The sequence below is a fragment of the Bacillus sp. FSL K6-3431 genome (genome assembly GCF_038002605.1).
Taxonomy (GTDB): Bacteria; Bacillota; Bacilli; order Bacillales; family Bacillaceae_C; genus Lederbergia.
Window position 1 is genome coordinate 1430780 of the sequence record NZ_JBBOCT010000001.1, and the last position, 26708, is coordinate 1457487.

Here is a 26708-nt window from a genome sequence, read left to right on the forward strand (position 1 = left end):
GATGTTATCTAATTTAACATCCTTACTTCATTTTTATTATCCGTTTTGATTTGTATAATCTTCTGTAAATTCCTTGATAATGTCATCCCCACCGGATTTTTTCCAGTCCTCGATTATTTTCTCGAATCCTTTTTCGTCTATTTGGCCAAGAATGAATTTATATGTCGCATCTGTAATTGTTTGATTCAATCTCTCTCCAATTTCAATATAAGTAGGTGATTCAAGTGGGATGCTTATATCCTGAACAAGATAATTATCATTATCCCGAATTAGTTCATCTGCTTTTACTCTTACGTCATAAGTTGCTACACCTTCGTATCTTCCAGTCGTCGCTGGCTCTCCTATTTCCATCGATTGATAAGGTTTTACTTCACGGTCGATTAGTTTTGCGTCTGTATCTTGTAAAGCAGCTCCATCCTGCACAGTGAAATGTTCACCTTCAATTCCCCAGAAGAGTAAATTTGCTACTTCCTTGGATGCTAACTGATCAAAGAAACTCAAAATATGCTTTAATTCTTCTTCTGTTTTAACTGCAGATTTAGAGAATAGTAGAACAGATCCGTAACCAGGCAGTGACCATATTCGATACTTTCCATCCTTACCTTTAATTTGGTTTTGCACATCAAACTCTACATCAGGATTTAAAGTTACTGCATCATTATTCATGGCGAATACGTCTCCCATTGAGCCAACATACATTCCAGCATCGCCACTTTTGAAAAATGATTGTTGATCATCCTTACTCGTCACTGGGAAGTCCTGATTGATATAACCCTTATCACGTAATTCTTTAAAGAATTTCATCGTATCAATATACTCAGGGAACATAAATTCAGGTAGCACTTTCCCGTCCTTTGCCCCCCAATTGTTTGGAGTACCATGCCAAGAAGATACCGTTTTAAATGCACCATAAATCAGATCATTTCTGTCAGTTATTCCAAACGTATCTTTCTTTCCGTTTCCATCAGGGTCATCTTCTGAAAAGGCCCTTGCCATTTCATAGAATTCATCAATATTTGTTGGTGCAGACAATCCCAATTTATCGGCCCAGTCTTTACGATAAATTAAACCCGAGCGTGCAGCTGGTCTACCTTGATAAAGAGCATAGATTTTGCCGTCAACAGAAGTATTTTTATATGATTGTTCATTTAAATTTTTCAAGTTTGGAAATTCATCAAGTAATGGGCCAATTTCCCAAAACTGATCATCCCGAATTGCTTCTTTAAACTGAAGAAAAGTTGTCGTGTTTCCTAAAAACGTTGCTTCAGGCAATGTACCAGTAGCGAATGCTGAGTTAAGTTTTTCAATATAGTTACCATCTGGTACCCATTGAATATTAATATCCGTTCCTGTTTTTTCTTCAATGAGTTTTTCAATTTTATCGGATGGAACTTCGGGCGTATGTAGCGTTGTCATAATTGTAAATTCTATTGGACTACTTTCTTTTCCCGAACTACTATCACCCGAGGAACAAGCTGCTAGGAAACTCATTCCCAGTAAAACTGCTAAACTAGTACCGAGTATCCTCTTTTTTGTTTTAAACAATGCTGTCATCTCCTATATCTTATTTAACCTTATTGCTGACTCCAACATATCCTATATTTGGCTATATCGTAAATAATCACTTTGTCATATTCGCCCGAAATATAGCGTTTGGAAGGGTTTACAATTAACCATCTAAGAAAATGATTACATTATTTCAATAAAAAAAGCAAACCCAATTTATAAGAGTTCGCTTCTGTTATCCTTTTTACCACTTGTATTTGGACCACTGCCCACGAGGTAGCCAAGCATAAACAGCCTTTACTTACTATTTTTTCATATCTAGTTTAACACTATAAGTAACAAATAAATTCAATTGCTTTTGTTTACATATATGCATTAGATAACTTTTGGTAGTTCTTAACCTCTACGCTTTTCATTGTAAAACATCTTTCTAATTGTTAGAGATGAGTCGTTTTTGATCACTCTTTCAATGATCCAAGTAGAGCACCTTTTGTAAAGTGCTTCTGTAAGAATGGATATACCATCAGCACTGGGACTGTTGCGACAACGATAACCGCCATTTTCACTGTAATTTCCGGTGGTAGAATATCCGTAAATTCGGCACTGTCATAACTCAATCCGCTCGCAAGTACAACGATTTGCCGAAGTAATACTTGAATTGGCCATTTGGCCGCATCGTTAATATATAGAATTGCGTGCATATAGGTGTTCCAATACGTTACAGCATAAAACAGAGATATCGTCGCAATCGCCGGCATCGAACAAGGTATGACAATTCGAAATAAGACTCCAAAGTCATTACACCCATCAATTTTCGCTGACTCTACCAAGCCTTCTGGTAGACCCTGGAAAAAGCTACGCAAAATAATCATATTAAAAACGTTTATTGACACAGGAATGACCAAAGCTGCGAGAGAATCTAGTAAACCTGTATTTTTTACTATTAGGAACGTCGGAATCATCCCGCCATTAAATAACATCGTAAAGATGACGAAAAACATGATTTGTTTTCTACCAACTAAATCCTTTCGGGACAAGCCGTACGCTGTCAAGATAGACAGGAACATACTCCACATCGTTCCAAAAAGCGTCACTCCTATCGATACGAGCAGTGCCTTGAAAATAGTATCTGTTGAAAAAATATATTTATAGGCCGCTAAACTGAACTCTGTCGGAAATAAGACAAAGCGTTTTTGCGCTAGCTCTGCACTTGTTGTAAAGGAACTTGCAACAACATGTATGAATGGGAGCACGGTAACGAGTGCGATAATGACAAGCAGAATCGTATTTGTCCAATTAAAAATCCGGCTACCGAGTGTTTTATCTTCAACCATAGTTTATTTCACCCTCCTGTAAAAAAGTATCAGCACTAAAACTAGACATTAATAGATTCCTTCTTCGCCGATTTTTTTCGCGAATTTGTTCGCGCCCATCACGAGTATTAAACCGATCAGTCCTTTAAAAAGACCTATCGCAGTACTATAACTATACTGTCCTTGCTTCAACCCAGTCGTATACACATAGGTATCAAAGATTTCTCCAACTTCACGGTTTGATGCATTTAATAATAAATATACATGTTCAAATCCAAGTTCTAATACATCCCCAATCTTCAAGATTAAGAGAACGACAATGACACTTTTAATGGCTGGAATGGTAATATGCCAAATTTGTTGAATTCGATTGGCTCCGTCCATACGAGCTGCTTCATACATGGAAGGATCCACAGCTGCAATCGCTGCCAAATATATGATCGTCCCCCAACCAGCTTCACGCCAGATAACTTGAATAATGTACATCGGTCTAAACCAGCCTTCATTCAATAAGAAATTGACTTTTTGAAAGCCGAATGTTTCCAATACTCCATTGACAAGCCCACCATCCATCGTCAGTAAAACATAACTAATCGAAACAATGATAACCCAGCTCATAAAGTGAGGAATATAAATGAGTGTTTGTACTGTACGTTGAAATGCACGAAGCCTTACCTCATTTAACATTAAAGCTAGAATGATCGGAATGGGAAAGAATATTAAGATGTTTAACCCAAACAATATGATGGTGTTTTTAAAGATCATCCAAAAAGCAGGTTCTGTAAATAAGCGATGAAAATGTTCAAATCCTACCCATTCACTCCCAAGAATTCCTTTGTATGGTTTATAGTCTTGGAACGATATAACAAGACCGTACATCGGAATATACTTGTAAATGAAAAAGTATAGAAGTCCCGGTAAAATCATAATGTACAGTAATTTATTTTTCTTCACACGTCTCATGAGCTCAGAACGCACAGCGGACTTATCTACTATTTCCTCTACTGGCTTCATTACTGTCTCCATTTTCATGATTATCTTCCTTTCTCTTTTAATATTTCTAACGCAACTTTGCCAGTTTTAAATAGATACCTTTGTGATTGCGAATTTAAAAGGATTACGTATAATACGCTTTCATTTTTAATTCACTACCACTTAAAATGATTTAGTTCTGTTACATGACATTACTTTAATCGACAATCGCTGATTCATATATAATCACCTATACATATATGTCATCTAAAAACACGACAACGACACCGTTTATGCTACTAATCTAATAAAATGATTATCATAATTTTATTAGATTAGTAAATATGCTACACTCCAGCAAATACAAATCTTTGCCCTAAATAAATTAGCTGATTGATCTCTATTGACTAGTTTCGAAGATAACCCTCTAACGATAAAAAAGGCTGCAACACAGCCTCTTTTATCGTTAGATATAGTACTAACAGATTACTTCGCTTCACTATAAGATTTGTTAAACTCTTTAATGATGTCATCCCCACCGGATTTTTTCCATTCGTCAACAACTTTTTCAAAACCAGATTTATCAATTTGGCCAAGGATATATTGATATGTAGCATCCGTAATAGATTGGTTAAGTCTTTCTCCTCTTTCGATGTTGGTAGGTGAATCAAGAGGAACTGTTGGATCATGAATTAGATAGTTTTCATTGTCCAGTATCAGTTCTTCCGCCTTTTCTTTCACATCATATGAAGACAATCCTTCATATCTACCATTAGTTGCTGGTTCACCAATCTCTATTGATTGATATGGCTTTACTTCGCGGTCCGTTAATTCCGCGTTTTCACTTGCTAGAGCCTTGTCTTTTTCGACAGTGTAGTGTTCCCCTTCAATACCCCAAAAAGCTAAGTTCGATATTTCTGCTGACATCATTTGATCGAAGAATCCAAGGATTCCTTTTAATTGTTCTTCATCTTTTACTGCAGATTTTGGGAACATGACAACTGTTCCATATCCGGGCAATGACCAAATACCATATTCACCATCTGGACCTTTAATTTGATTTTGGACATCATAAACAACATCTGGATTAATTTTTTCAGCATCTCGATGAATACTAAGCACATCTGGCATGGATCCGACATACATTCCAGCCTTACCATTTTTAAAGAAGGATTGTTGGTCTTCCTTGCTCGTAACAGGGAAATCCTGGTTAATATATCCCTTATCACGTAAATCTTTAAAGAAGTCCATTGTATCCATATACTCTTCAAACATAAACTCTGGCAGCAATTTACCATCCTTTTCTCCCCAGCCATTAGGTGTCCCATGCCATGAGGAAACTGTTTTAAATGCACCATAAATTAAATCGCTACGGTCTGTAATCCCAAAGGTATCTTTTTTACCATTTCCGTCTGGATCATCTTCCGTGAATGCTCTAGCCATTTCATAAAATTCCTCTATATTCGTAGGTTCTGAGATTTCGAGCTTGTCTGCCCAGTCCTTACGGTAAATTAAACCCTGACGAGATAATGGTCTCCCCTGATAAAGTGTATAAAGTTTGCCGTCAACAGCTGTATTCTTTAATACTGTTTCATTTAAATTCTTCAAATTTGGAAATTCATCTAAGAAAGGCCCAACTTCCCAGAATTGTCCATCACGGATCGCTTCTTTAAATTGAAGAAATGTTGTGGTGTTTTTCATAAATACTGCTTCTGGAAAGGTACTTGTAGCAAAAGCTGTGCTTAGCTTCTCCTCATAATTTCCATCTGGAGTCCATTGAATTGTAATATCGGTGTCTGTCTTTTCTTCAAGAAGCTTTTCAATTTTATCCGATGGGACTTCCGGCGTATGCAAGTTAGCCATAATAGTAAACTTTACCGGTTCAGCAGATTTCTGCTCCTCTTTTTTCTTTCCACCAGCCGACTCGTTTGAAGCGCTTTCATTAGAGCATGCAGCCAAACCTCCAATTCCCAGCATTAGAGCAAGCCCTATGCCAAGCACTTTCTTCTTTGATTTACGCAATTTCTCGACCCCCTATTTTTTTGGTATTGCCACTTAAAAGTAGTCTATTGGAACAATTCTGTAAATAATCATTTCATTAGCTTTGAGTGTAAAAAGCACTATAAAGGCACTTTAATTATTTTCATCTAATCAAATGATTATCAATTATACTGACTTTTCCAAATACTAAATGGTCATTTTCTTCGAATATTATCTTACACCTTTAGAGAAAAGCTACCGCGAGCATGGCTTTTCCCATTTCTTAACATCATTTGGGAATCGATAAATGATATAAGGTTATTTATCTTTATCCTACTTATTTTCTAGAAAAATATTTGAAAATACATTTGTATTATATGACTTGTATTTTTTGCTGCATCTACTGCAAATCATTTACGTCAGATTTCCCTACAGAAGATTGTTGATCTTCTGCAAATGAATATAATGATCAATAGAGTAAAAACAGCATTATTATAGCTAATAATGCGACAACTATTTTCTTTAACAGATCGTTATCCCCTTAAAATTGATTTCTATTTGCCGCTAAAAAATTATCTTTAGTAATTATTTATTTGGATTCCAACCATCAAGTACATGAACAATTGTTGCCTGTGCTGCATCTGACTCGGTTAGTTGTCGTCTTGAATCATTGAGTACTACACCAGGTCCCGTATTCTTGTATTCAAAAAATCTAGCATCATTTGCACTAAATCCTGACATATCTGTCCAGCCGGTTTCCTGGATATGCTCCCCGAGTTCACTGTTCATAATAATGACACTACCGATAGCGCTTGCGTCTCCCCCTGGGTGCCATGGTCTTCCCAACCAGACTGTTCCAGCTTTCGCATTACTTGTAAACTTGCTATTAATGAACAAAAACCCATAATCCTGTTCAATATTTGTACTTGCGGCTGTAATATAGCCGTTATTTAAAGATGAACCACGATCTAAAGAAACGATTTCACAATGATCAAATACTGCTCTTGCTCCTCCGAAAATGAAATCAACATCACCTTCTATATAACTGTCATGATAATATTGAGTACCTGAATGCGCTAGTAGGGTATCTTGGTTTCCAAGGAAACGCACATTGTCGAATGCCATCCGTTCACCACGAATATATGCCGCAAGGGCCTGTGATCCCCCTTCTACTGTCGACTCATCAAAAGAATTTTCCAGTGTCAAATTCTTAACAGAGATATCATTTGCATATAAAAATACACTTGCACTTCCACTTGTTCCATATGTGCCTCCGGAAGGCCTTTCTTTTTTAGCATAATTATCATAGGTTAATACTGTTCCCTCCTTACTTTCCCCAGTCAAATGAATAAATGGTTTGTCTGCAGGTATCGTTATTACTTCCTTATATATTCCATCGTTTATGAATATTTCAGCATGTTCTTTATTATTTACTGGTATAGCTTCTACTGCTGCTTGAATCGTTTTATAATCACCATTACCGTTTTGATTAACAACTAGTTTAGTAGGTATTTTTTCCAATGCTTTTGTACTATCTTCCACTCTTTTTGACTCTCCCTTTACTAGTGACCTACCATATTTGTCATTAACTTCATTATGAACTACTTCAGCGAAAACATGATTCTCATAAAATCCTGTCTCTTTTGCCACTATAAGCAGCTGGGTTGCATAGCTCCCACCCCACTGATATCCATCACGACGTTCTTGCTCAATTTCATGAATGGTTCTTTTGATAATGCCATCCCTACTTGAAAAGATGGGTAAATTTGTCCCTATTTCATAAAATCTGTACCATGTGTCTGAATCCGGATCTTCAACAAAATAAACACCATTCTTATCTCCACTAACATAACGAATTCCTTCCAATTTCACCTTATCAAACCACTCTAAAGCACCTAAAACAGCCTTTTTGATTTCTGGTGTTTGATTTGGACGCGACATTAGAAATTTGATAATGCCGATTGATTCACTCCCTGAATTGGACGCATGCTCATATGAACGACCTTCTCTTGCTTCATATGTAACTGGATCATGCTGAGCACTCCATACTTGAAGGCTATCGTCCACTTTATTTTGTGACTTTAAAATATAATCAAGGCCTTTTTTCTGAGATGTTATCAGATCCGTCCGTTCCTTTTTATTAAGGAATTCTTGATCAAATGGATAATGTTCATTCAAAATATCATCAAAAAATTCGAGCACCCTAACCATTGCGTTATCATTAAAAGTTACATAGTTTGTATAATATATAGAGCTTTCAGTCGATGTTGTTCGTGCTGGATATACTTGCGGCCAGCCTCCTGCTTGATATTGCATCGTTAATAAAAAGTCAATCCCCCGCTGAATACTTTCTTTATATTTTGCCTCTCCAGTTTCACGGTACGCCTGAGCGACGATACGAATTTCTTTGATTGTGGCATTATTATCAATCGTGCCTGTTTCCTCCCCTTTTTCTCCAAGCTGTTTAGAGCGAGCTTCTTTTCCATCCCATGGACGTTTATATTCTTCATCCATACTTTTCGTCCATCCGCCATGTTCCATTTGCCATGTTAACAAAATATCAGCTTGCTTCACTAAATCATCGATATTGCCTGAGAAATGTTGTTCATCCTTTGCACTTACCTTTCCTTCCACTAATGCTTCTCGAACCTCATAAAAAATAACAGTCTGGTCAAATCTATTTTCTCCAATGGCAGCTCTAACTGGATACATATCTGTCAGCTTATTATTTAATGAAGAAAACTTTTCTTGCGCTTTCTTTAATGTAATTGCATGTATGTCAAATTGATCAAAAGAGCCATTTAAAATGACTGCTACGATATGATCCGAAACTGCTTCAGTAGCAGCAATATGCACATGATTGTTTTGATCTTTCATTTTTTTAGCTATTTTTTCAGCAATTTGGTTAGCCTCCTTTGCAGTCAAAGATTCTTTCTTCCCAAATTTCCCTTTATTCATGTAACCGGCTTTCTGCACATGACCAATTTTCCCTTCACTTTGTTTAGGTAAATTCGGGGCAAGATTTAATACATTGGCAATAATAAATGCGGCTTCACGGCGAGTAATAATGCTATCTGGATAAATATTTCCTTGCTTATCTGCATCGATATAACCTTCTTTTAATGCCGTTTCGAGAACATAACTAAACCATTCTTCTTTTGACACTTCCCAGACCTGAGAATTTGGATCTAGGTTTTTATACTTTTCTTCGTGGTGAAATCCCATTGCATCATTTATTTTGGCAAAAAATTCAATACGGGTCATGTTTCGATTTTCATCTAAATTCGTATGATCAGCTAATAGTCCTGTTGTTTTCAATCTTTTTAATAAAACCCCGTCTGTTAGATCTTCAATGTCGACTTCAGTAATTTCTACTGGCTCAGGTTCACCAGGCTCTATATCATCGTCGTTATTATGAATACGGAGATGATCAATATTAGCCCCACCACTTGAACCAACACCAGTTGCAATAATATTATTTTTTCCTTTTTGGAGCTGCGCTTTTATGGAAACAGTTTGCCAATTATTCCATTCAATCGTTGTATTAAAATCTAATTGTGGATTAATGGTTTCCCCATTAACATTAATAGCAGCTGGTCGATTCTCAGCACCGCCATTCGCATATCTAAAAACGAGTGAATATTCACCTTTGGCAAGAACATCATCAATGATCCATGTAATTGTTCCTCCTGGTGCATTTGGTACATAGTCAACGAAGCCAGTACCTGTAAATCCTAAATGTTTGTTATCAATAATGGCACCTTGAATTTCTGTATCTTCCGCTTCAAATATAGAATCATAAGCATCAATTGCGTTAGTCTCAGCATTCACCACGGCATCATTGAAAGCACTTACATAAATAGACTTGCTGAATCCAAGTGAAAAAGCTAGTAAAAACACAAGTATAAACAATAAACCATCTATCGATCTTATTTTCGAATAGATCAAATCAATCTCCTCCTAAAGTTTCGATCATACCGATCTTATCAACCGCAAAATATTTAACAATAATCATTTTTTTATATTAGGGTCAAAAGCCTTACTCAAAAGAACCTCCTACCCTTTGATGATTACAATCTTGTAAAAGATTATGTCCTTTGGGTCATGTCTTTATATATAATTAAACCAAAAAACCTCCCCATAATAGAGAGGTCCTTGATATGAGCCTTACATATACATTGAATGATTTATAGATTCAAATACTAATTCTTTTTTTCATTTTCTGTTAATTGGGACGGCAATCATATTAAAAGAGTTCCCTCCGATAAGTTACTATCTTTATGAGGATTTTTTTACTCTAATTAGAGCTTACTACCTTGCCAATTCAATATTTCCACCTTCAGAAGCAATGTCGCTTAATGAAACTTCATCCTAATTACATAGGCGATTTAGTTTTAATTTTGCGCAATTTACTCATTACTATTTTGCCGAAAGTCGTTACAATCAGATAAGCGGAGAGTCCAATTCCGCCCACCGCAGTAATCAAAGACACCCATTCTAGGAATGTATATGTAAAAATTTTATTCCAAGTAAAAGGGGATTCCCAGTCTTCAACGACAAGGTTCATACCATAAATTCCAGATACCACTGTGAAAACAGTTAGAAAGAAGAGGAGCATGTTCATTCTATCTGATGCGTCATTTTCCTGACTTTTATATAGTTCGTGCAGTGTATTGTTCACATCTTTGAATAGGTTGTCGATATTGAATGACTCCCTGAACATCTTCGTTAGTTCTTTACCTTCAGACCGAGTACTCACTTCCTGGAAAAAATACCAAGATGAAAAAAGAGTAATGAACTTGATAAGTGATTTTACATATTCATCATCTTTTTCCCAATCGATTTCACTATATTCATAAGCAAATCGCAATAACATCATTTTGTAAAAATAGTGAAGAAGAAAGTTATAATAATGAGTCCCCATGAATTGGCTAAGTTCCCTTGACATATCTCCTTGGGAGCCATTTGTAGCCGTTATAAAGGCATGTTCTGTTACTACGGTATAGGTATTGGGTGCCCAACGATCATGTAAAGTCCTATGCAAGTAACGCCGAATATAATCAGGATTGTTCGTTGAAATAAATTTTTCTCCATCTGGTGAAATCCCATCTAGAGTCCCCATACGATACAATTGATCCTCAGTGAATTGTGACCCTTCCCTGCTAAAAAGAAATGCAGATGCATACATCCTCTCGTCTTCAAAGTAAGGAAGTGAGCCAAAATATCCATTCAATTTATCGTCATGCAATATAAACCTTTTTAGAAATGGGCATAGATGTTCAAATAAAAGATCATTAACAGTTAAGTGACTTTCACTTTCAGGGCAGACGATAATCGCTCCTTGTTCCTCCTTTAATTTCGATTCGACCACTCTGAAATGATGCATGAAATCTATAACATTTGATAGTTCATTTTCCTGACCTTCCAATTGAACCCTAATGGTCATAAAGGCAATACCGAATGGGCCTAAAATAATATCCACGCTTTGGATTTGGAAGAACATGCTCTTATCTCTAAGTTTTAAATTAAAGTGCTTCATGATAGGCTTTGTAAATCTGTGGAATCCATTTTCTTTTAATGAGGCTGGAAATAGTTTATTTTCAACATACGGAAGAAAGTATTGTTCTAGTTCTTTTCCATCGACAGCAATTTCTTCACCGTAAATATCCATTTCCCGTGAAGTGCCATCAATTTGAAAAAAACTATAACCATTTTTCTTTAGCATTTCTACCAGTTCAATCTTTTTTCTATTGTCATACCCTAACGGTAGAATGAAGGACATATGCGATCGATAGATATCTAGATTATTAATCAAAATAGGTTTTCGCATTAGTATCCACCCTTGAAAATCACGTATTAGTTGAACTTTATGGGCGACGAATTTCCGACCATCCCGAAAAATTATTCCTTGATACAATTAACATTTTATTTCCCCCAAACAGGTAAAATTAAACATAATGATTAAACTCGATACAAAACTTATATATGTAGAAGGGATTTTCAAAACAAACTTATGCTAGATAAACAGTCTTCGGATTTTGCAATGGCGTGATAATCATTATGATGTTCTTATAATAAAAGACCCAATGATATAGCGTATATAAGAGGCGTTCCTGCCAACTGGCTTCTCATTTCATGCTCTCCATAAGCGCTGCCGCTAACAAATCAGTCTCTAGAACTGATTGAAGCCAGTGAGAAGACATTGTTATTTGCGATTGAATTTCCTAAGTTCAAGGGCCATTTTTTCAAAACAAATAGGACTTGCTGAATATTATCCATATGATTAAAGAATCAATGCGCTTTTTGCTACCTAAACTCTATGAGATAGTTGATTTTTAAATCTCTACTGGTTTACTGTAGCAATAGTTGTTCAAGAAATTCAATAGTTACAGACCAAATTGTGAAAGTTCATTTGAAGGATGTAAAAGAATTCTATTTAGAGTCAAATTGAGATGTTATACGAAGCGGATGCAGATTTTCGGAGAGAATGTTTCATTATTTTTAAACATTTACGACTATACAATCGCGAAGTTATCACGATTGGCGCAGCAATGACAGGCGACAAAAATCGCTAGAGCGAAAATGACATGTAAAGTCGGTAGTTGACAAATTTTGATTTTTATTATATATTATTAATTGTCTAGCACGAAAAAATACATAGCATGATTCCGTAGCTCAGCTGGGAGAGCGCCACCTTGACAGGGTGGAGGTCATGGGTTCGAGCCCCTTCGGAATCATACCGGGTGTCAAAACGTTGTTACTAAGCGTTTTGGCACCTTTTTTATTTCCGTTGACATAGGCGGAGACTTAGCGCAGGGTGGCGGTTCTATTACGTACAAGGTGGCGGTCGTTGTCGTTGACATATTCGAAGGGATGATAATGTTGACGGACAAACGTAAGGGTAAACGAGTTAAGACAGCGCGGGTAAATGTGCGGAAAACCTCCGTGAAGCTGGACGAACTATACGAACGGTTCATCGAAATAAAGAAGGCGGAGGGTCGTGCGCAAAGTACGTTAGGACAGTACGAAGAAAACTACGGTTATTTTATCGAGTATCTACGTAAATACGATATACCCAAGGAAATTAACGCAATAACGAAAGATACTATTCGAGAGTATATCGTCTATATGCGCGACACACTTGTTAAATTCGAGGAACATCGCTTTAAGAATGACGACGCAAAGACTACGGGGCTTGCGCCAAGTACGATAAATACTCGGTTAAAAACGCTGAGGGTCATATTTAAGTGTTTGGAGGAAGAAGAACACATTAAGTTAAATCCGATGCACGGAGTAAAGAATGTTACGGAGTTAGAAGAAGATATATGCGTACTAGATTCGGAGGAATTGAAGAATCTTTTAGCCGTTCCCAATAAACGCAGCTATGCGGATTTTAGGGATTTCGTCTTAATGAACTTTCTGTTAGACTGTATGACGAGAATTAGCGAGGCTATAAATCTAAAAATAAGCGATTTCGATTTGTCTTCGCAGTTAGTAACGATACCGGCGTCAATCGCTAAAAATCGTAAATTTAGAATCCTTCCGTTAACTCGATCTACTGCGAGGTTAATCGGGGATTTAATTCGAGATAACGAAGCCGATTTCGATAGTGAGTACGTATTTTTAACGAATTACGGAGAAAGAATCTCTCGTGACCACTTTCGTAAACGTCTGAATACTTTTGCGGAACAAGCGAAAATAACTAAAAACGTACATCCGCATTTATTCCGTCACACATCAGCGACAATGTTTTTAGAAAACGGAGGAGATATCCGTCATTTGCAGAAGCTGTTAGGGCACGCTGACTTACGTATGGTAGTTCGTTACACACACCTTTCCGGCACAGCCCTAGCAAAACAACATGCGCAATATTCCGGTATGAATCAAGTTTTAGGTAATTTAAACAAGAAACGTAAAATTAAACGCTAATAAACGTAAAAGCCCCGCGCGGATAAATGCGTAGGGCTTTTTGTTTAAAGAGACTTCGCAATATCCACGAGTAAATCCATTAATATAGGAAGCATCTGTATTAACACGTAGCCAAGTCCCGCTTTTTGAATCATCGCAAATCCACGGTCAGCATTCCCTACCATTACGAATAATCCGCCGCCTAGCATCATTACGAGTCCAATCGGATAAGATAGCGCCTTTACTAAGTCGACCAACGGATTAAACGCGTTAACCACCTTCGACGCCACCGCGCCATCTATCGCATTAGCAAACGCAAAAGATACGTCGCCAAACGTTAAGCAAAGGACCGTTGCGCCTACGGTAACGCCCGCTCTCAGCAACGGTTTATAATCTTTACGCTCACGGTGTTTGCCCGCCATGAACTCGCTAATTGTGCCGACTGTTTTAACTTTGTTCCGCATGAACATTTCGATAACCTCCCGTTATTTAAAGTCGCTAACCGTATAGATACGCGCCGTCAAACCTTCGCATAACAACGTCAATTCTTTCCGTCTATATTCCGTCGTAGTAAGCCACGTAAATTGCGGCTGCTTTTTAAATACGCCTAGCTCGCATAGCCGTTTATACTTCGTTATCTTCTCGCGATTCACCGCCATCTTCTGCGTATGATCTATTTCAATAATATTGTAGCGTCCTCCCACCGTAAATAATGCGTCGGCGACAATCGATAGCTCGCCTTTTACCGTTAGTTTTACTTCACTTCGCCAACTAGCCGGACAATCCGCCGCTAAATAAAGCTCGTTACGCATAAGATGATGCTCGACTTGATACGTCTTTTTTAACGCCTTGACTGCGCCAACTCTTCGCCTGCCTTCCGCGTTGAGGTAATAGACGTGCTCCTGCGTCCTTAGCACGTGCATATACGGCTTTAAATCGTTTAGTATACGGTTAGTATTCCGAACGCCTCCGAGCCTGTGTAGGCGCTGTATTTGCGTCCTGCTAAGAAATCCCAACTTCTTCAACGATAAGAGTATTTCTTCGTGGCGCTGCTGTTTCTCTACGGTCGCTAAACGCATTATTACCGTCCCCTTTTCCGCGTATATTTACTTTCAAATTAAGCGTTTCTTCTATAAACTTATTTTCGATCATTGGCGTCTGTACCGTTGTCTTACGGTCGGTAACGTAGATCGCGCGTCCTTTGATTAACGGTAAGTCCTCCGCTCCCTTTTCGTCAATGACCGCCATGCTTGCGGCAACCGTATTCAGTCGAAAGGTTAATCGCGCACTACAATTCTGACGGACTTGCGGACTTAGCGTTTCATTCGTTGGGTATTGCGTTGCGTAAACCAGTCGGAAGCCTGCGCCCCTGCCACGTCTTGCAATATCGCGTATGACCGCCTGACACGCTTTGTCGCCGCTTATGTCCGCAGCTTCGTCAATAATAACGAAATGACGCTCTTTAAAGCCGGCTTCCTTTACGTCTTCAAAGCCGTTTTGCAATAGATATTCGATAGTTGCGTTCATCTTCGTCTGAGCTTCCGTTAGTATTTCGAGTGCCTCTTCGGGATTCTTCGCCAATCCGTCGACCTGTTCCAGACCGCGAAAACGATTGAACGCAAGGCCGCCTTTTAAGTCGACGAGATAAAGCCGCGTATGCTTCGTTTTGCGAGCGACTAGCGTAGTTATAATGTTTTTGAGAAACACGGACTTGCCGTAATCCGTCATGCCTGCGACGATCAAATGGCAGTGCTTATCGAAATCATGCCGTATTAACTTAGTGCGCGTAGTACCGACGGGAATTTCCCAACCGTTTAACTTATCGAAGAGAGCCGCCGTGTAATCGTATCGTGCCGTCATTTGCTCGGCGTAAACTTTGACGCATAATACACCGTCATAGGACAGTTCGACTTCCTTCCGTGCGCCTTTCTTACGTTTAAGCAGGCGTTTTATATCGTTGATTAACGTCGGACCAAAGCGTAATTCCCGCAAGATACCGAAGTCGATCGCTTGCTTGGCGTTTAAACCGTCCTGTATAGCGTCCTTAGCTCGCTCGAAGTCCTTAAACGATAAGCCTAACGGAATGCGATAAGCGTACTCGACGCCCCACGTGCGCTTGCTACGTCGTAATAACTGCATTGAATCGTCTTTAACGGATAGTCCGCTGTTGGCGCATATACGAGCGATCTTTTTACCGTCGTCCGTCAGACCGTTTTGAGCGAAGTAAGTGTATCCGATAAAGCTACCGACGAGTGCAGACGAAACTACTTCGAACAACATGGCGCCACCTCCTTATACATAGTATAGTCCCGCGCAACTGGAATACTGCCGACTGCTTGTAAACGTTGCTACGTAGCGATTCCGACTATTCCAGCCGCAATTCCAGCGTGGTATTTTAATTGGCATAGTTAATGGTATGTAACGCTGCTTGTCCAGTATGTTACTTTTTTGCACGTATAAAAAACTTGGCGCGTGTCGATACTTGTACTAAAAACGCAGGAGTTGACCGCTATGTTTTCGTTTTTTGGGTTAGGTAAGGACCGTACGAAGTTTGGGCGATGGATGGATCGGAAGGATTTAACGCAGATAGAGCTAGAAGAATTATCGGGGTTGAGTCGCAGGACTATATCACGTTTATGTAATGACGCTGACTATTCGCCGAAGTATTCGACTGTCTCACGTATAAAGAAGGCGTTAACGAAGATCGGCGAGAGTGTGCCGGATGATTATTTCGGCATGTAAACGCAAAAAATCCCCGACAGCTACGTGAGCCATCGGGGTTAATTCGTACATTATTTAATAATAGCGCCGGTACCTTTGCCAACGTAAATGTTCCGCTTGCCTCGCGAAGTATTAATCGTAACCACATCCGCGTAAGGCTTGCCGATTATTTCGTAAGTTAAGCCGCCGAATGCGCTAGGCGTCAGCGACCAGTCGGAGTTCTTCGTGACTGGCTGAACGGACAACTTGTACGTACGCCACGTCTTTGCAGATGCCGGTAAATGAACCATTCCTTTAGGTTGTACGGACGTTGCGCCGCCTTTTACCTTCGCCAATAACGTGATATTCTGCGATGCCGTTCCGCTGTAGTTTTTAATGCCGTGCTGTGCTGCTAGTTTAGCGCGATTAGTGAACGTTGAGGAAATACCCTTTGCGTTAAGATAATCGACAATGCTTCCTCCGCCAGTTACCGGCTTGCTCACTGATGGCGGACTGTACGCCTTTAAATACACAGTCGGGTCGAGACAGTTACCCGCGCGATTGGCTTCCCATCCGTAGCTCGGCGCACATGTCTTACGTACTTCGAAGTGTAAATGCGAGCCAGTCGATTGTCCCGTCGTACCTTGGTAACCTACGACTTGCCCTTTCGAAATACGCGCTCCTGACTTAACGGCAACACTGTCGAGGTGAGCGTATACTTGCGCCCGCCCGTTTTTGTCTTTGACGACGACTACGTTACCATAACCGCCTAATCCCGTGCCTGCATTGCCGAAGCCTGCGTAAAGTACAGAACCTTCGGTAAATGCATTGATTGGCGCCTTGTGCGTCTTTACTACGTCAATTCCCGTGTGAAACTCTTGCGCGCCTCCGAACGGGCTTTTGCGCCAACCAAACGGCGATGTAACTCGATATCCTGTAAACGGCAAATTATTCGTCTCCCTTCGTTTTCAAATCGCGTAAATATTCGTCAGCTTTCTGCGCTTCTTTCGTTACGCTGTTATTCTTCCACCACGTCCATAATGCCGCTCCAAACGTAAACACTCCGGTCATAACCGACTCAACTTCCGCGTCACCCCAAGGTAATGGCGAATATCCTGCGAGTACAAGCGTTTGATTAAGGAGTGCGACTGCTAGTACGATTGTTCGAATTAATACTGCTGTGTTCATCCGTAAATCCCCCTTAGTAGAATATTTTCGTAATTACAAACGCAATGATGCCGCCGACTACCGCTGTGATGCCTGCGGTAATGATAGCTCCGGTAATCTTGCGTCGAATCCAGTTGGTATCGTCCTTAATTTCGGTTAGCGACTCTTTTAACGTCTTAATCTCCTGATCCTGCATTTTGTCGCTGAATTGTAGATCGCGTATTGCGTCACGTTGCGTTAGTTGTTCGCTTCTTATCTGCGTCTGGTTGTTCTTTAATTCGCTGATGTCCTGTTGAATACGGTTTTGCCAAACGTCCATGTCCGCAAATTCCTCCTTTGGTCCCATAGTTACCTCCTCGTATTATTGCTAGAATTGAAATAACCGCCGGCGCTCCTCGCGCTGACGGCTAGGGACTGTTCGCGCAGTCCCGTTTTTTATTTAGTTCATTAGACTAAATTCAGCAAGAAGTTTTCTATCTCTCGCGCTCGTATTACATGCCCCGCTCCGTTCGGATGCAACCCGTCACCTTGATAAAAGTAATTTGTATTAATAAAGTTAATATCTGGTTGTAAATCACAAGTCGAGAAACTATCTAGCACAGGGATAGCATACTTAATGGCTACCTCTTTTATAGCACTGACATAAGGTTTTAGTCCTTCGTTGTTTGCGCGATACTTGATGGGGGTAATGATTACTTTTGGCTTATTTGGAAATTTAGTTATCATGTTTTTACAAAGTATGTCTAACGCCCCATAAAAAGTAGTATTATCTGTGCTGTCCATTGTGCCTAAAGGTAGCCCGTTTCTTAAATCGTTAACACCTCCAGCAACAATTACAACATCACAATCATCATCTAATTTTAAAATCCTCTCGCACATGTGATCCGACGTATGCCCTGATACGGTGGATTTTGTTATCATCGATCCTGATACTGCAAGATTGTTAAGTGACATATTATTTCGATCTGCAATCTGTTTCGGATACTCCATTCCATTACCTTTATATCCAACAACTGAAATACTATCGCCAATAATACCTAGTTTCAAACCATACAATTTATTTAATTCTAAAAGTTTCGTTTCAAGTGTTTTGGTTTCATCTACATATACCGCTTTAGAAACTGTTACAGGAAAAATGTAATTCCCTAAGCTATCTTTTATTTTTTTTAAATTGCCTAACATTTACCGCACCCCCAAACCGTCATAAATTTGTGTAACTTGTTGTTGACGCATGGCTGTTTTATACATTTTTAAAAGTTTTAACTCTGTTGGAGCAGTGCGTTGAATATAACTAAACAACTTTACTGATGGCGCTATTGGTGTCCAACTCTTAAAATCAGATGTAGCGTTAACCGTGGATACTAATACGCCATTTACATAGACTTTTATACATGATCTGGCGTTTATAACTTCGGAAGTCATAACGACATGAGTTAATTCTCCCAATGCAAAAGGAATGTTATCCGCTCTTACGTATGTTGCAAAATCTGCAGTATTAATATATCCGAAATTTAATTGCATTTTATTACCTGGAAGTGTCGTTACCCTAGTAGTAGAAGACGCGCTTCCCGCATCGAGAAGTATAATATTCCCTGTACCGGTTTCACTTTTCGCCCTAAATAAAAGTTCTATGGTTGCTCCTTGGTTAAATACGGTCAAGTCTGAGGTTGCCGGAATTGAGACAGTGTCATTGATTGAGTCAAATAATAAATATCCGTTATTCCACCCACTATTTATATCATGGCTAAAGTTTATGAGTGATGCTTTATAACCACCTACACTTGAATTCCATGCACTAGAGCCTAATGTTCCATCAATAGCATCAAATGCCATAAAGGGATCTAACGATGTAATAGCTTGCTTGGTATAAGTTACCGTCTGAACAACACTCGCGTTCCCCGCGATATCTACTGCGTATACTTTTATAGTAGTTGTTTCAGTTAATGTAATAGCAAATGTGTATTTAGCCCTTGTTGCCGATGTTTTAGGATCAGTGCTGTCTTTTGTATACCATATATCAGCAGTTTCATCCGTCGTCATTGTAACGATTTGTGTATCCGTAAATGTCCTTGCTGACGTAATCTCTATCATCGGAGGAGTCGTATCCGCCGGAGGTGTATCCTCATTATCAATATTAACCGACTCACCACCCACCCAATCTTCGAAAAGAATCACATTAGATGGAGCACCTCCACCTTCCGTTACCATGTCATTCAACTTATCTATAAGCGTCGGAAACGCGCCTTTTGCATTGTCTATTTCGGACTTACTTTCGTCTAACTGCGCCTGTAATCCCGTCTGCTCGTCCGTAAGTTTATCGATTAACGGTTTCTTTTCCTCAATATAAGTGGAAGCTTCCTGTGCCTGTTTTATCACCAAGGGTCCGCTACCAAGCACGACTTCGATTATCGACTGCTCCCGATCGGAAGGAACGAAACCATCTCCGGAAGGGTCTTTAATGACGATGAACGCAAATTTAATCGTTGAAACGCGCTCGTCCGCCGTATATAACTGAATTACCGCGTCTACTTTGCCGAGAACCGCGATCTCCGAAGTACCAAGATCGAATGTAATTTCGTTTAAACCCGTCTGCGTCCCCGCCGTGACTATCGTTTCTTTATCGGTACGCGTGCATACAAGAGTGTTCGTCGATACTTCGTCTAATTTAAAAGGTATGCCTTCGTCAAGGACCGAGACAATTAAACGGACCGAATCGTTTTGTGTTACGGTATAGACCGGCACGCGTCTAAGTCCTTTTAAATCCACCTCAACCGCTAATATATTCCGCATTTTTCACCTCATAAAAATATTCAATGGACGCAAAAAAGACGCCGTAATTAATAGGCGTCAAGTATATGCATCGCTTGTATTTGATATTTCGTAGCTTCTCCGGTAGTTAATCCGTTGTACATTCCGCTTAAAACTTCGTAAAGTTCGTCGTCTGAAAAGCTGCCGTAAGTCTCCGTGTAATCCTCGTACATTTCGTTAACCTTCGTCGTTTGGTCGCCGTCTTTAAACATCTGTACGTATAAAGCTTGCGATTCCTTTACGAAATCCTCTTCTTTATTTACGCCACAACCACCGATTAATACCGCTAACAACGCTAATATTACGAATATTCTTCTCATTGACGACGCCTCCCGATTGTTTTGTTATCTCTATAATACACAATCGTTATTGTTTCGTCAAGCTTTCGTTACAATTCGTTTAATATCGAAACGTCCGAATATGAAATCGCCTATAACTACGGTGTTTACTTCGCTGTCATTTAGCTTTTCGTTAACTTCCATTGCGTCATACTCCGCCACCTCTACGTTAAATAATTCGCCATCGTGCGTTAATACTTCGAGATTTATCAAGCGTCTACACCTCCCCGTGATTGCATAAAGAATTGCGTCATAACTTCGGCATTAATACGTCCGAGATCGTTGGGCGTAATTTCCACCGTGTGCCAGCCGCGCGTTACGCGATTTTCTGAATCTAACGGCAAGTACGGTATCAAATCGATTGAATCGCCGTAAGTAGCCGTGATAGGCACGGTAACGCCGTCTACTTTAATCGTTACGCGCGATGGTGTGCGATTTAACTTAAATATTCCGTGCTCGATTTCGTGCGTATGATTCGGCAGTGTAATTTCGTGCTGATGCGCCGGTATATCTATATCGTGTTGGTGAGACGGAATATCGATACTGTGTGTATGCGCCGGTATCACGACATTGTGTGTATGGTTTGGGATAGATACGTTGTGAGAATGACTAGGCACGTCGAAATCGTGAGTATGCGAAGGCACTGTCACACTGTGCGAATGATTTCCGCTCGAACCGTGAGTACTAAAACTCGTCATAGTCGGTGTATTTCCGTCCAATGCAAAAAATACCGCACCCGCCGTATTCGCGAGAACGGGTTCTCCGCCCGAAGAAGGAACGGTGCCCGTCGTTTGGAACATTACATGCCTGTGGTCTCCGCCTGCTGCGGATGATTGCGTTGTTGCCCCGCCACTCGCCGTCGATTTCGCCACGCCGCCCCCGTTTGTACTCGTCGCCGTCGTACCGCCACCGCTACTTGACGTAGCCGTTGAACCTCCGCCACTTGACGTTGACTTAACGACCGCACCGCCGGCTGACGTACTTTTAACGACCGCACCGCCCGCCGACGTAGAACTTACGATAGCGCCTCCGCCTCCAATAGCCCGCGAATACGTTCGGAACTCCGCAGTCTCATACGTTAGTTCTAGCTTATTGATGCGGACCATTTCGTCGGGTAATTTAAAACGTATGATAGCCGCGTTTTGTGCATCGGCGTTGTCCTCGTAAGAGTAAATCAACATATTCGTAGCGCCCTGCGCGTATACTTCGTTGATTTCCTGTCGCCTCTCAACGTCTGCGAGCGATGTACCGATGTTAGCCTTCGTATTCGCTATTTCGAGGTCAATGTCGCCCGGCGCTCCGTATATGTCCGCTTTCGCTTCGTTAACAATGCGCGCTGTAAACGTGCCGATTTCCGGGTCTACAATACGCACGACTTTGCCGACCGTAAACTTGTCGATAGATAAGCCGGTCAGCGACGAAAGGTCTACGGCTTTGACGCTATAACTTACGCGAGGCACCGACCATTCTTCGAGAAACGCTTTAGCAGACGCAAGTAAAGTCGGGGCATCTTCGAAACGCCTATCGACCCATACGTATTGACCAAGTCCGTATTCCGCTATCGACGCAGTGTTTTCGATATATGCGCGCCCACCGTTTACTTTTTCGATAGTTAACTGATTGACGCCCTCGCCGTAACCTAACGCATACAGCCGATTAACGATATTTGACGGATCGACTTCGCGCTCGATTTCCGCGAGGTTCTTGCCGAATCGTATTTCCGCTGATGGCGTGGTACTCGGTGTTGTGAGATTAATCGTCCAAGGATACGACTGCGTATCGAAAGTCCATACGTAAGGAACATCGAAAGGCTGTGCGATAGAAAACAACGGACCGAGCAAGCCGTTTTCGTTTTCCCACTTGTAGTGAAAATAACGCGTAATGTCGCAAGAGCCTAATCGCCAATGCTTCGTCGTTTGTCGCGCAAGAACGTATTCGATATTCTCCCGCGTGGTTAAGTTCGAGCGTTGATGATACCGGAATAATACGTCGTTAAGCAACGTCGCTAATACGTGTTCTAATTCGTAGTTAACTTCGTTTAACGTTGTGAGCTTCCGCGTCTTTGTTGGAATAATCCGGAATAAGCCGATATACTCGCCCGTGTTGTCGTCCGTGATTTCAACGTAGTTTAACGGCTTGCAGTGCGCGTTCTTGGTATCGTCGAGTGGCAGCGAAAAGCTCGCCGTCCAAAGTTCGTTGAGTTTGCGCGAATAGCCGATGCCGAACGCGTTTTCGAGGATTGCGACCGGTTGGCGCGATTGATTTAATATGCGGATGATATGCGATTACCTCCTTCTTTTAGAAATGTCGAAAAGACGTCCGGATAGGGACGCCTTTTCACGTTATATACGATATTAGTTACGACGCAGTTTGTTCCAAAGCCGCTACTGTCTAAACCTACCACAAACTATACACTTATTTGTATAATAATCATATCTGTGTTTTTTAAATAGCCTGCAATCAACCCAGTGTTTTATCTTCCTCATATAAACCCTCCGAATTACTTTAAATTATATTCGATTACTTCTATTAATTAATGTACTATAATAGTAACACTACGAAAGGGTGAATGAGCAAGTGAACAAAAAAATAATTAATGAAGTTATCTGGTTAAGGGTCGTGGCTTGCATTTCAGTAGTTTTAGGTCATTCTTTAATTACTACTAATACCATATTATACGAAGATGTAGATAGTTTTGGTAAAAAAATAGTGTACCTAATCCTAATGGCGACATATTTCGCTACACCAGTTTTTATTTTTATATCTGAATTTTTATTAGCTAAGAAATATTCTAATGGTCTACCGCCTAATTTCATAAAGAAGAGGGCAAAATACCTCCTTGTTCCTTATCTTTTTATGAGCGTTGTGTATGGGTTTGTTAATGCTGATTCTCTTAACCCACAATCGATTATGATGACAATAATTAGGAATATTCTCTTAGCTGAATCAACGGTTTATTTCATATTAATTATTTTTCAGTTTTATTTTCTACATATAGTTTTCTATAAAAAGCTAAATAAATGGAAACCTTTAACGGTGATCAGTTCAACTCTTTTATTAAATATTCTTTACTTGTCTTTTTTTCACTTTGTAAATGCTCCTGAAAATGAAATAGCCTCTTATATTTGGAGAAGAGGCCATTGGCTATTATTTGTCGCTTGGATTTTTTATTTTGTAATGGGTTTCTATATTGGTAAATATTTTAATAAGGTAAAGAAGAAATTACATTCGAAAAAAGTTGCGATATCCCTTGCATTTTCGACAACGTGCTTACTAATACTAGTGATAACAAATAAGTATTTTGATTTAATTCACACCGTTTCATCAAAAAGAATAGATATTTTGATATATACTGCAAGTGTTATCTTGTTAGTATTTTCATTGTCAACATTTATAAAGCGTACTCCTAATTTCATAATTACGATTAGTAATTATTCATTTAGTATTTACTTACTTCATAAAGTTTTTTTGGCTGTTTTTGAGGCATTTAATCTTAATTATTTTAACCCCATTCTTCACGTGGTGTTGGCTTTTCTGTTTAGTTTTTTTTCCTCTATATTGATATCTTATTTACTTAATTTAGGGAGTTTCGGAAAGTACCTTGTTGGTCAGAATCAACAATTGAAAAAAGATTTTAAGAATGAGAGAAAATTAGCTGGATAGAATTATATTTACCAGCTAATTTATTATCGACTGTACAATTCTTGTTTCGATAACACACTTCTCAGCTATTGGAGTAGAGCCGACAATTTCAAAGGACCTTAAATTCGACCAGTTTCTAAAAGTGATAGATAAATTAGTCTTATTGCCGATAATTTTAACGTCTTCTGAGCCTGTAGTGCCATCCAGCAATCTCGTAATAGATGTATTGTCGCTTTTGGTGAAAGTCACTGAATTAACTCCCCCGCCCCCATTAAAATGGAAGAAATCAAAATAGAAATTTTCTTCACCCGCTGAATGGAAGCATTTAATATAAACACGACTTCTAATTTTTTTTGTTAGTAGTTCTGTAGGGTAGTCCGGGTCAGATAAAACGAAAGTCCGTTCAGACCCCATGAGCCTTGAATTGATTTCCATTTTAATATTAACCACCTGAAACCCTCCCCTCGGTGAAAGTGCGATAGAGTTCTGTGGTATTTCTGCTATATCTATGTTAGATTTCAAAATTAAATTTCTGATATTGAGTCCATAAGCGATATTAAATGTGCCGGTAATTCTTTGCAATACAATCTCATTATTACTTAATTCAACTTTGTTTAATATTGTATTACTACTTGCTAATGTTGAGTTAATCAATGTTGTTATGCGGGGCAGTGCAATGTAGTTTCCGTTCATAATTATATCTGACAATATTTTATTATTTTCTTTTGTACTTCTTATTTGAACTAGTGTTATTCTAGTTAATGTGTTTTGTTCTTTTTCCACAATAATTGTATTATTATTAAATAAAAATTTCTCTTTATCTGTTAAATCTTCCCCGCTCCCAAAACCTTCCGGATAAACAGAAAGTAGCGTAAATACACTTCCGTAAAATGTCTCTGCGCGAATTGAGTTGTTTGAAAAGTTTATACTTCTATTTCTTTGATACTCTTTCATTCCTATCGCATAAATATTCACGGTATTATTATCTACGATTACATTTTCAATTTCCATCTGAAAATCGTACAAGTCAGCACCTAATTCACTATAAGGACGACCAAAAAAATCGGCGAAAGATTTCTCGATCTCATAGATATTACCTTTGTAAATTCGAGAGGTTCCCTTATATGTTTTTAAATTATGCATTTTCGACTTCATTAAGACGGCATTGCTTTTGTTTTCATAAAAGCACACATTATTCTTCCATCGATTATTTAGGTAATTTAATTCTTTACATGATAGATAGGCATCATATACCGCTATGTCTTTCCCTACCGTGTGCAGTCCCTCGACTGTATTGTTCTCGTAATCACACTTAGCCCCTTCAAAAAGCACAAACGCATGGTATCCTTCGTCGATATCAAAGTGCCAATCTCGGTCGTTTATTACTGTATTTCGGTCAACTTTTAAATATTCCATGCGAGTCGATATTTCACTCAAATAGGGATTGTCATTAAACAAAGATTGATAATAAAATACATTAGAAAAATTATTGATATCATTATCTAAGACACACCCATACTTTAACGGTACATTACTTAACAAAATGAAGTGTTTAGGCGATGTGTTCTTGATATTAGAACACTTATTTTTTGAAAAAGAAAAAAAAGAGATGCCATAATCATTGGAGTTTGGGTTAATATAAACCCCATCAGTAAAACTCCAAGCAACAAGGCTAATATTTCCTTCATACCCACAATCTTCAGCAATAAACCTATTAATTTTAGTATCATTTTTAATGACTATTAAATGCGTCTGCCCAAACCCGATGTGCATAAAATCTAAGTTTGCAAATTTGAGGTTGCTTCCTTTAAATTCAAACAATGTCGATGTGTTTAGAAACATAAATCCGGCATTGCCGCTAATACCCTCTATGAATAGGTCTTCATGTATAATTTCGGGTAAAGCATTTCCTGTGATGTGATATTTATCATCAACCAATATTTTATAACCTGCGTTTATAGCTCCGCATAATTTGGCGAAATTACTAACAGCTTCGATATCTGTGTTTGCAATAAGTCCTAATTGTTGACACGTTTTTTGATTGTGCGTTATATCCGCCAACTGCGTCGTAACTTTCGTAAACCCATCGTCCACACGCGCCTTCAAAGTCGGATGCGCCGCGCCTATTTCGTCCACTCTTGCCGCCGCTGCCTCAACGCTCGAATCTCCTTCGATGATTACTTGGTCAAATTGCGTTTGAACACTATCGGCTTTATTCTCGGCAGTCTGCGCAATCTGTTTCGCCTGCCCTGCCGTACTAACCGCATTCCCCGCAGTTACCTTCGCCGTATCTGCGTCTTGTATCGCCTCGTTAAGTTTCACCCGCCCATCGTTCAACGAGTCCGTTTTCTGTATTAAATCCGCCATATGTTGA

21 protein-coding genes and 1 tRNA gene are annotated in these 26708 nt (G+C 39.4%); 4 read left to right on the forward strand and 18 right to left on the reverse strand.

From position 1 onward, the window contains the following. Nucleotides 1-36: 36 nt before the first annotated feature. From MHB53_RS07115 to MHB53_RS07140, 6 genes are all read right to left on the reverse strand, one after another. A complete protein-coding gene (locus tag MHB53_RS07115; protein WP_340924539.1) occupies nt 37-1491 on the reverse strand; it encodes an extracellular solute-binding protein in 1455 nt (484 codons plus the stop codon). Between the two features lie 473 nt (nt 1492-1964). Beyond that, nucleotides 1965-2840 (reverse strand): carbohydrate ABC transporter permease, encoded by an 876-nt coding sequence (locus MHB53_RS07120; protein WP_340916604.1) that lies wholly within the window; start codon nt 2838-2840, stop codon nt 1965-1967. Nucleotides 2841-2888: 48 nt separating this feature from the next. Beyond that, complete coding sequence (locus tag MHB53_RS07125; RefSeq protein WP_445661505.1) at nt 2889-3782, reverse strand: ABC transporter permease; 894 nt, start codon at nt 3780-3782, stop codon at nt 2889-2891. 495 nt (nt 3783-4277) lie between these two features. Then, complete coding sequence (locus MHB53_RS07130; RefSeq protein WP_340924544.1) at nt 4278-5768, reverse strand: extracellular solute-binding protein; 1491 nt, start codon at nt 5766-5768, stop codon at nt 4278-4280. A gap of 588 nt (nt 5769-6356) precedes the next feature. Further along, nucleotides 6357-9719: a pectate lyase gene (gene pelA / locus MHB53_RS07135; protein WP_340916606.1), complete on the reverse strand. Its 3363-nt coding sequence runs from the start codon at nt 9717-9719 to the stop codon at nt 6357-6359. A gap of 427 nt (nt 9720-10146) precedes the next feature. Beyond that, nucleotides 10147-11601, reverse strand: a complete 1455-nt coding sequence (locus tag MHB53_RS07140) for a hypothetical protein (RefSeq protein WP_340916607.1) — start codon at nt 11599-11601, stop codon at nt 10147-10149. An 834-nt stretch (nt 11602-12435) separates the two neighbouring features. Here MHB53_RS07140 and MHB53_RS07145 point away from each other — a divergent pair. Beyond that, a tRNA-Val gene (locus MHB53_RS07145) sits at nt 12436-12508 on the forward strand. 142 nt (nt 12509-12650) lie between these two features. Beyond that, nucleotides 12651-13700, forward strand: coding sequence for a tyrosine-type recombinase/integrase (locus MHB53_RS07150; protein ID WP_340916608.1), 1050 nt, complete (start codon nt 12651-12653; stop codon nt 13698-13700). Between the two features lie 44 nt (nt 13701-13744). Here the strand turns inward: MHB53_RS07150 and MHB53_RS07155 are convergent, their stop codons facing one another. Genes MHB53_RS07155 through MHB53_RS07165 form a run of 3 tightly spaced genes read right to left on the reverse strand, consistent with a single transcriptional unit; the run spans nt 13745 to nt 15959 of the window. After that, nucleotides 13745-14149, reverse strand: coding sequence for a hypothetical protein (locus tag MHB53_RS07155; protein ID WP_340916610.1), 405 nt, complete (start codon nt 14147-14149; stop codon nt 13745-13747). Nucleotides 14150-14164: 15 nt separating this feature from the next. After that, a complete protein-coding gene (locus tag MHB53_RS07160) occupies nt 14165-14758 on the reverse strand; it encodes a replication-relaxation family protein (protein WP_340916613.1) in 594 nt (197 codons plus the stop codon). Further along, on the reverse strand, nt 14682-15959 hold the full coding sequence (locus tag MHB53_RS07165) for an FtsK/SpoIIIE domain-containing protein (RefSeq protein WP_340916615.1): 1278 nt from the start codon (nt 15957-15959) through the stop codon (nt 14682-14684). Before MHB53_RS07165 ends, MHB53_RS07160 begins: the two co-directional genes overlap by 77 nt. A 231-nt stretch (nt 15960-16190) precedes the next feature. Here MHB53_RS07165 and MHB53_RS07170 point away from each other — a divergent pair, with 231 nt between their 5' ends. After that, nucleotides 16191-16421: a helix-turn-helix domain-containing protein gene (locus tag MHB53_RS07170; RefSeq protein ID WP_340916617.1), complete on the forward strand. Its 231-nt coding sequence runs from the start codon at nt 16191-16193 to the stop codon at nt 16419-16421. 50 nt (nt 16422-16471) lie between these two features. Here MHB53_RS07170 and MHB53_RS07175 read toward each other — a convergent pair whose 3' ends face one another. The 8 genes from MHB53_RS07175 to MHB53_RS07210 all read right to left on the reverse strand — a co-directional run bounded on the left by MHB53_RS07175 (nt 16472) and on the right by MHB53_RS07210 (nt 22971). After that, complete coding sequence (locus MHB53_RS07175; RefSeq protein ID WP_340916618.1) at nt 16472-17326, reverse strand: peptidoglycan DD-metalloendopeptidase family protein; 855 nt, start codon at nt 17324-17326, stop codon at nt 16472-16474. Nucleotide 17327: 1 nt separating this feature from the next. Then, nucleotides 17328-17567 (reverse strand): phage holin, encoded by a 240-nt coding sequence (locus MHB53_RS07180; protein WP_340916620.1) that lies wholly within the window; start codon nt 17565-17567, stop codon nt 17328-17330. Nucleotides 17568-17580: 13 nt separating this feature from the next. After that, complete coding sequence (locus MHB53_RS07185) at nt 17581-17892, reverse strand: hypothetical protein (protein ID WP_340916622.1); 312 nt, start codon at nt 17890-17892, stop codon at nt 17581-17583. Between the two features lie 101 nt (nt 17893-17993). After that, entirely contained in the window at nt 17994-18728 is a 735-nt protein-coding gene (locus MHB53_RS07190) for an SGNH/GDSL hydrolase family protein (protein ID WP_340916624.1), read from the reverse strand. Continuing rightward, on the reverse strand, nt 18729-20336 hold the full coding sequence (locus tag MHB53_RS07195) for a chitobiase/beta-hexosaminidase C-terminal domain-containing protein (RefSeq protein WP_340916626.1): 1608 nt from the start codon (nt 20334-20336) through the stop codon (nt 18729-18731). A gap of 47 nt (nt 20337-20383) precedes the next feature. Further along, nucleotides 20384-20674, reverse strand: coding sequence for a hypothetical protein (locus tag MHB53_RS07200; RefSeq protein WP_340916628.1), 291 nt, complete (start codon nt 20672-20674; stop codon nt 20384-20386). A gap of 57 nt (nt 20675-20731) precedes the next feature. Next, complete coding sequence (locus tag MHB53_RS07205; protein ID WP_340916630.1) at nt 20732-20905, reverse strand: hypothetical protein; 174 nt, start codon at nt 20903-20905, stop codon at nt 20732-20734. After that, on the reverse strand, nt 20902-22971 hold the full coding sequence (locus tag MHB53_RS07210; protein WP_340924546.1) for a phage tail spike protein: 2070 nt from the start codon (nt 22969-22971) through the stop codon (nt 20902-20904). Before MHB53_RS07210 ends, MHB53_RS07205 begins: the two co-directional genes overlap by 4 nt. Nucleotides 22972-23269: 298 nt before the next feature. On the opposite strand from MHB53_RS07210, the gene MHB53_RS07215 reads away from it, so the two are divergent. Beyond that, entirely contained in the window at nt 23270-24355 is a 1086-nt protein-coding gene (locus tag MHB53_RS07215) for an acyltransferase family protein (protein WP_340916632.1), read from the forward strand. 15 nt (nt 24356-24370) lie between these two features. On the opposite strand, the gene MHB53_RS07220 is transcribed toward MHB53_RS07215, so the two are convergent. Continuing rightward, a complete protein-coding gene (locus MHB53_RS07220) occupies nt 24371-26701 on the reverse strand; it encodes an alanine-zipper protein (protein WP_340916634.1) in 2331 nt (776 codons plus the stop codon). Nucleotides 26702-26708 lie beyond the last annotated feature (7 nt).

What these genes read in the sequence shown, in the direction of transcription:
- MHB53_RS07185 (WP_340916622.1), bottom strand. Translation starts at nt 17,892, where the DNA reads ATGGGACCAAAGGAGGAATTTGCGGACATGGACGTTTGGCAAAACCGT.
- MHB53_RS07190 (WP_340916624.1), bottom strand. Translation starts at nt 18,728, where the DNA reads ATGTTAGGCAATTTAAAAAAAATAAAAGATAGCTTAGGGAATTACATT.
- MHB53_RS07160 (WP_340916613.1), bottom strand. Translation starts at nt 14,758, where the DNA reads ATGCGTTTAGCGACCGTAGAGAAACAGCAGCGCCACGAAGAAATACTC.
- MHB53_RS07200 (WP_340916628.1), bottom strand. Translation starts at nt 20,674, where the DNA reads ATGAGAAGAATATTCGTAATATTAGCGTTGTTAGCGGTATTAATCGGT.
- MHB53_RS07170 (WP_340916617.1), top strand. Translation starts at nt 16,191, where the DNA reads ATGTTTTCGTTTTTTGGGTTAGGTAAGGACCGTACGAAGTTTGGGCGA.
- MHB53_RS07130 (WP_340924544.1), bottom strand. Translation starts at nt 5,768, where the DNA reads ATGCTGGGAATTGGAGGTTTGGCTGCATGCTCTAATGAAAGCGCTTCA.
- MHB53_RS07155 (WP_340916610.1), bottom strand. Translation starts at nt 14,149, where the DNA reads ATGTTCATGCGGAACAAAGTTAAAACAGTCGGCACAATTAGCGAGTTC.
- MHB53_RS07150 (WP_340916608.1), top strand. Translation starts at nt 12,651, where the DNA reads ATGTTGACGGACAAACGTAAGGGTAAACGAGTTAAGACAGCGCGGGTA.
- MHB53_RS07165 (WP_340916615.1), bottom strand. Translation starts at nt 15,959, where the DNA reads ATGTTGTTCGAAGTAGTTTCGTCTGCACTCGTCGGTAGCTTTATCGGA.
- MHB53_RS07115 (WP_340924539.1), bottom strand. Translation starts at nt 1,491, where the DNA reads ATGAGTTTCCTAGCAGCTTGTTCCTCGGGTGATAGTAGTTCGGGAAAA.
- MHB53_RS07195 (WP_340916626.1), bottom strand. Translation starts at nt 20,336, where the DNA reads ATGCGGAATATATTAGCGGTTGAGGTGGATTTAAAAGGACTTAGACGC.
- MHB53_RS07120 (WP_340916604.1), bottom strand. Translation starts at nt 2,840, where the DNA reads ATGGTTGAAGATAAAACACTCGGTAGCCGGATTTTTAATTGGACAAAT.
- MHB53_RS07220 (WP_340916634.1), bottom strand. Translation starts at nt 26,701, where the DNA reads ATGGCGGATTTAATACAGAAAACGGACTCGTTGAACGATGGGCGGGTG.
- MHB53_RS07140 (WP_340916607.1), bottom strand. Translation starts at nt 11,601, where the DNA reads ATGCGAAAACCTATTTTGATTAATAATCTAGATATCTATCGATCGCAT.
- MHB53_RS07125 (WP_445661505.1), bottom strand. Translation starts at nt 3,782, where the DNA reads ATGAGACGTGTGAAGAAAAATAAATTACTGTACATTATGATTTTACCG.
- MHB53_RS07180 (WP_340916620.1), bottom strand. Translation starts at nt 17,567, where the DNA reads ATGAACACAGCAGTATTAATTCGAACAATCGTACTAGCAGTCGCACTC.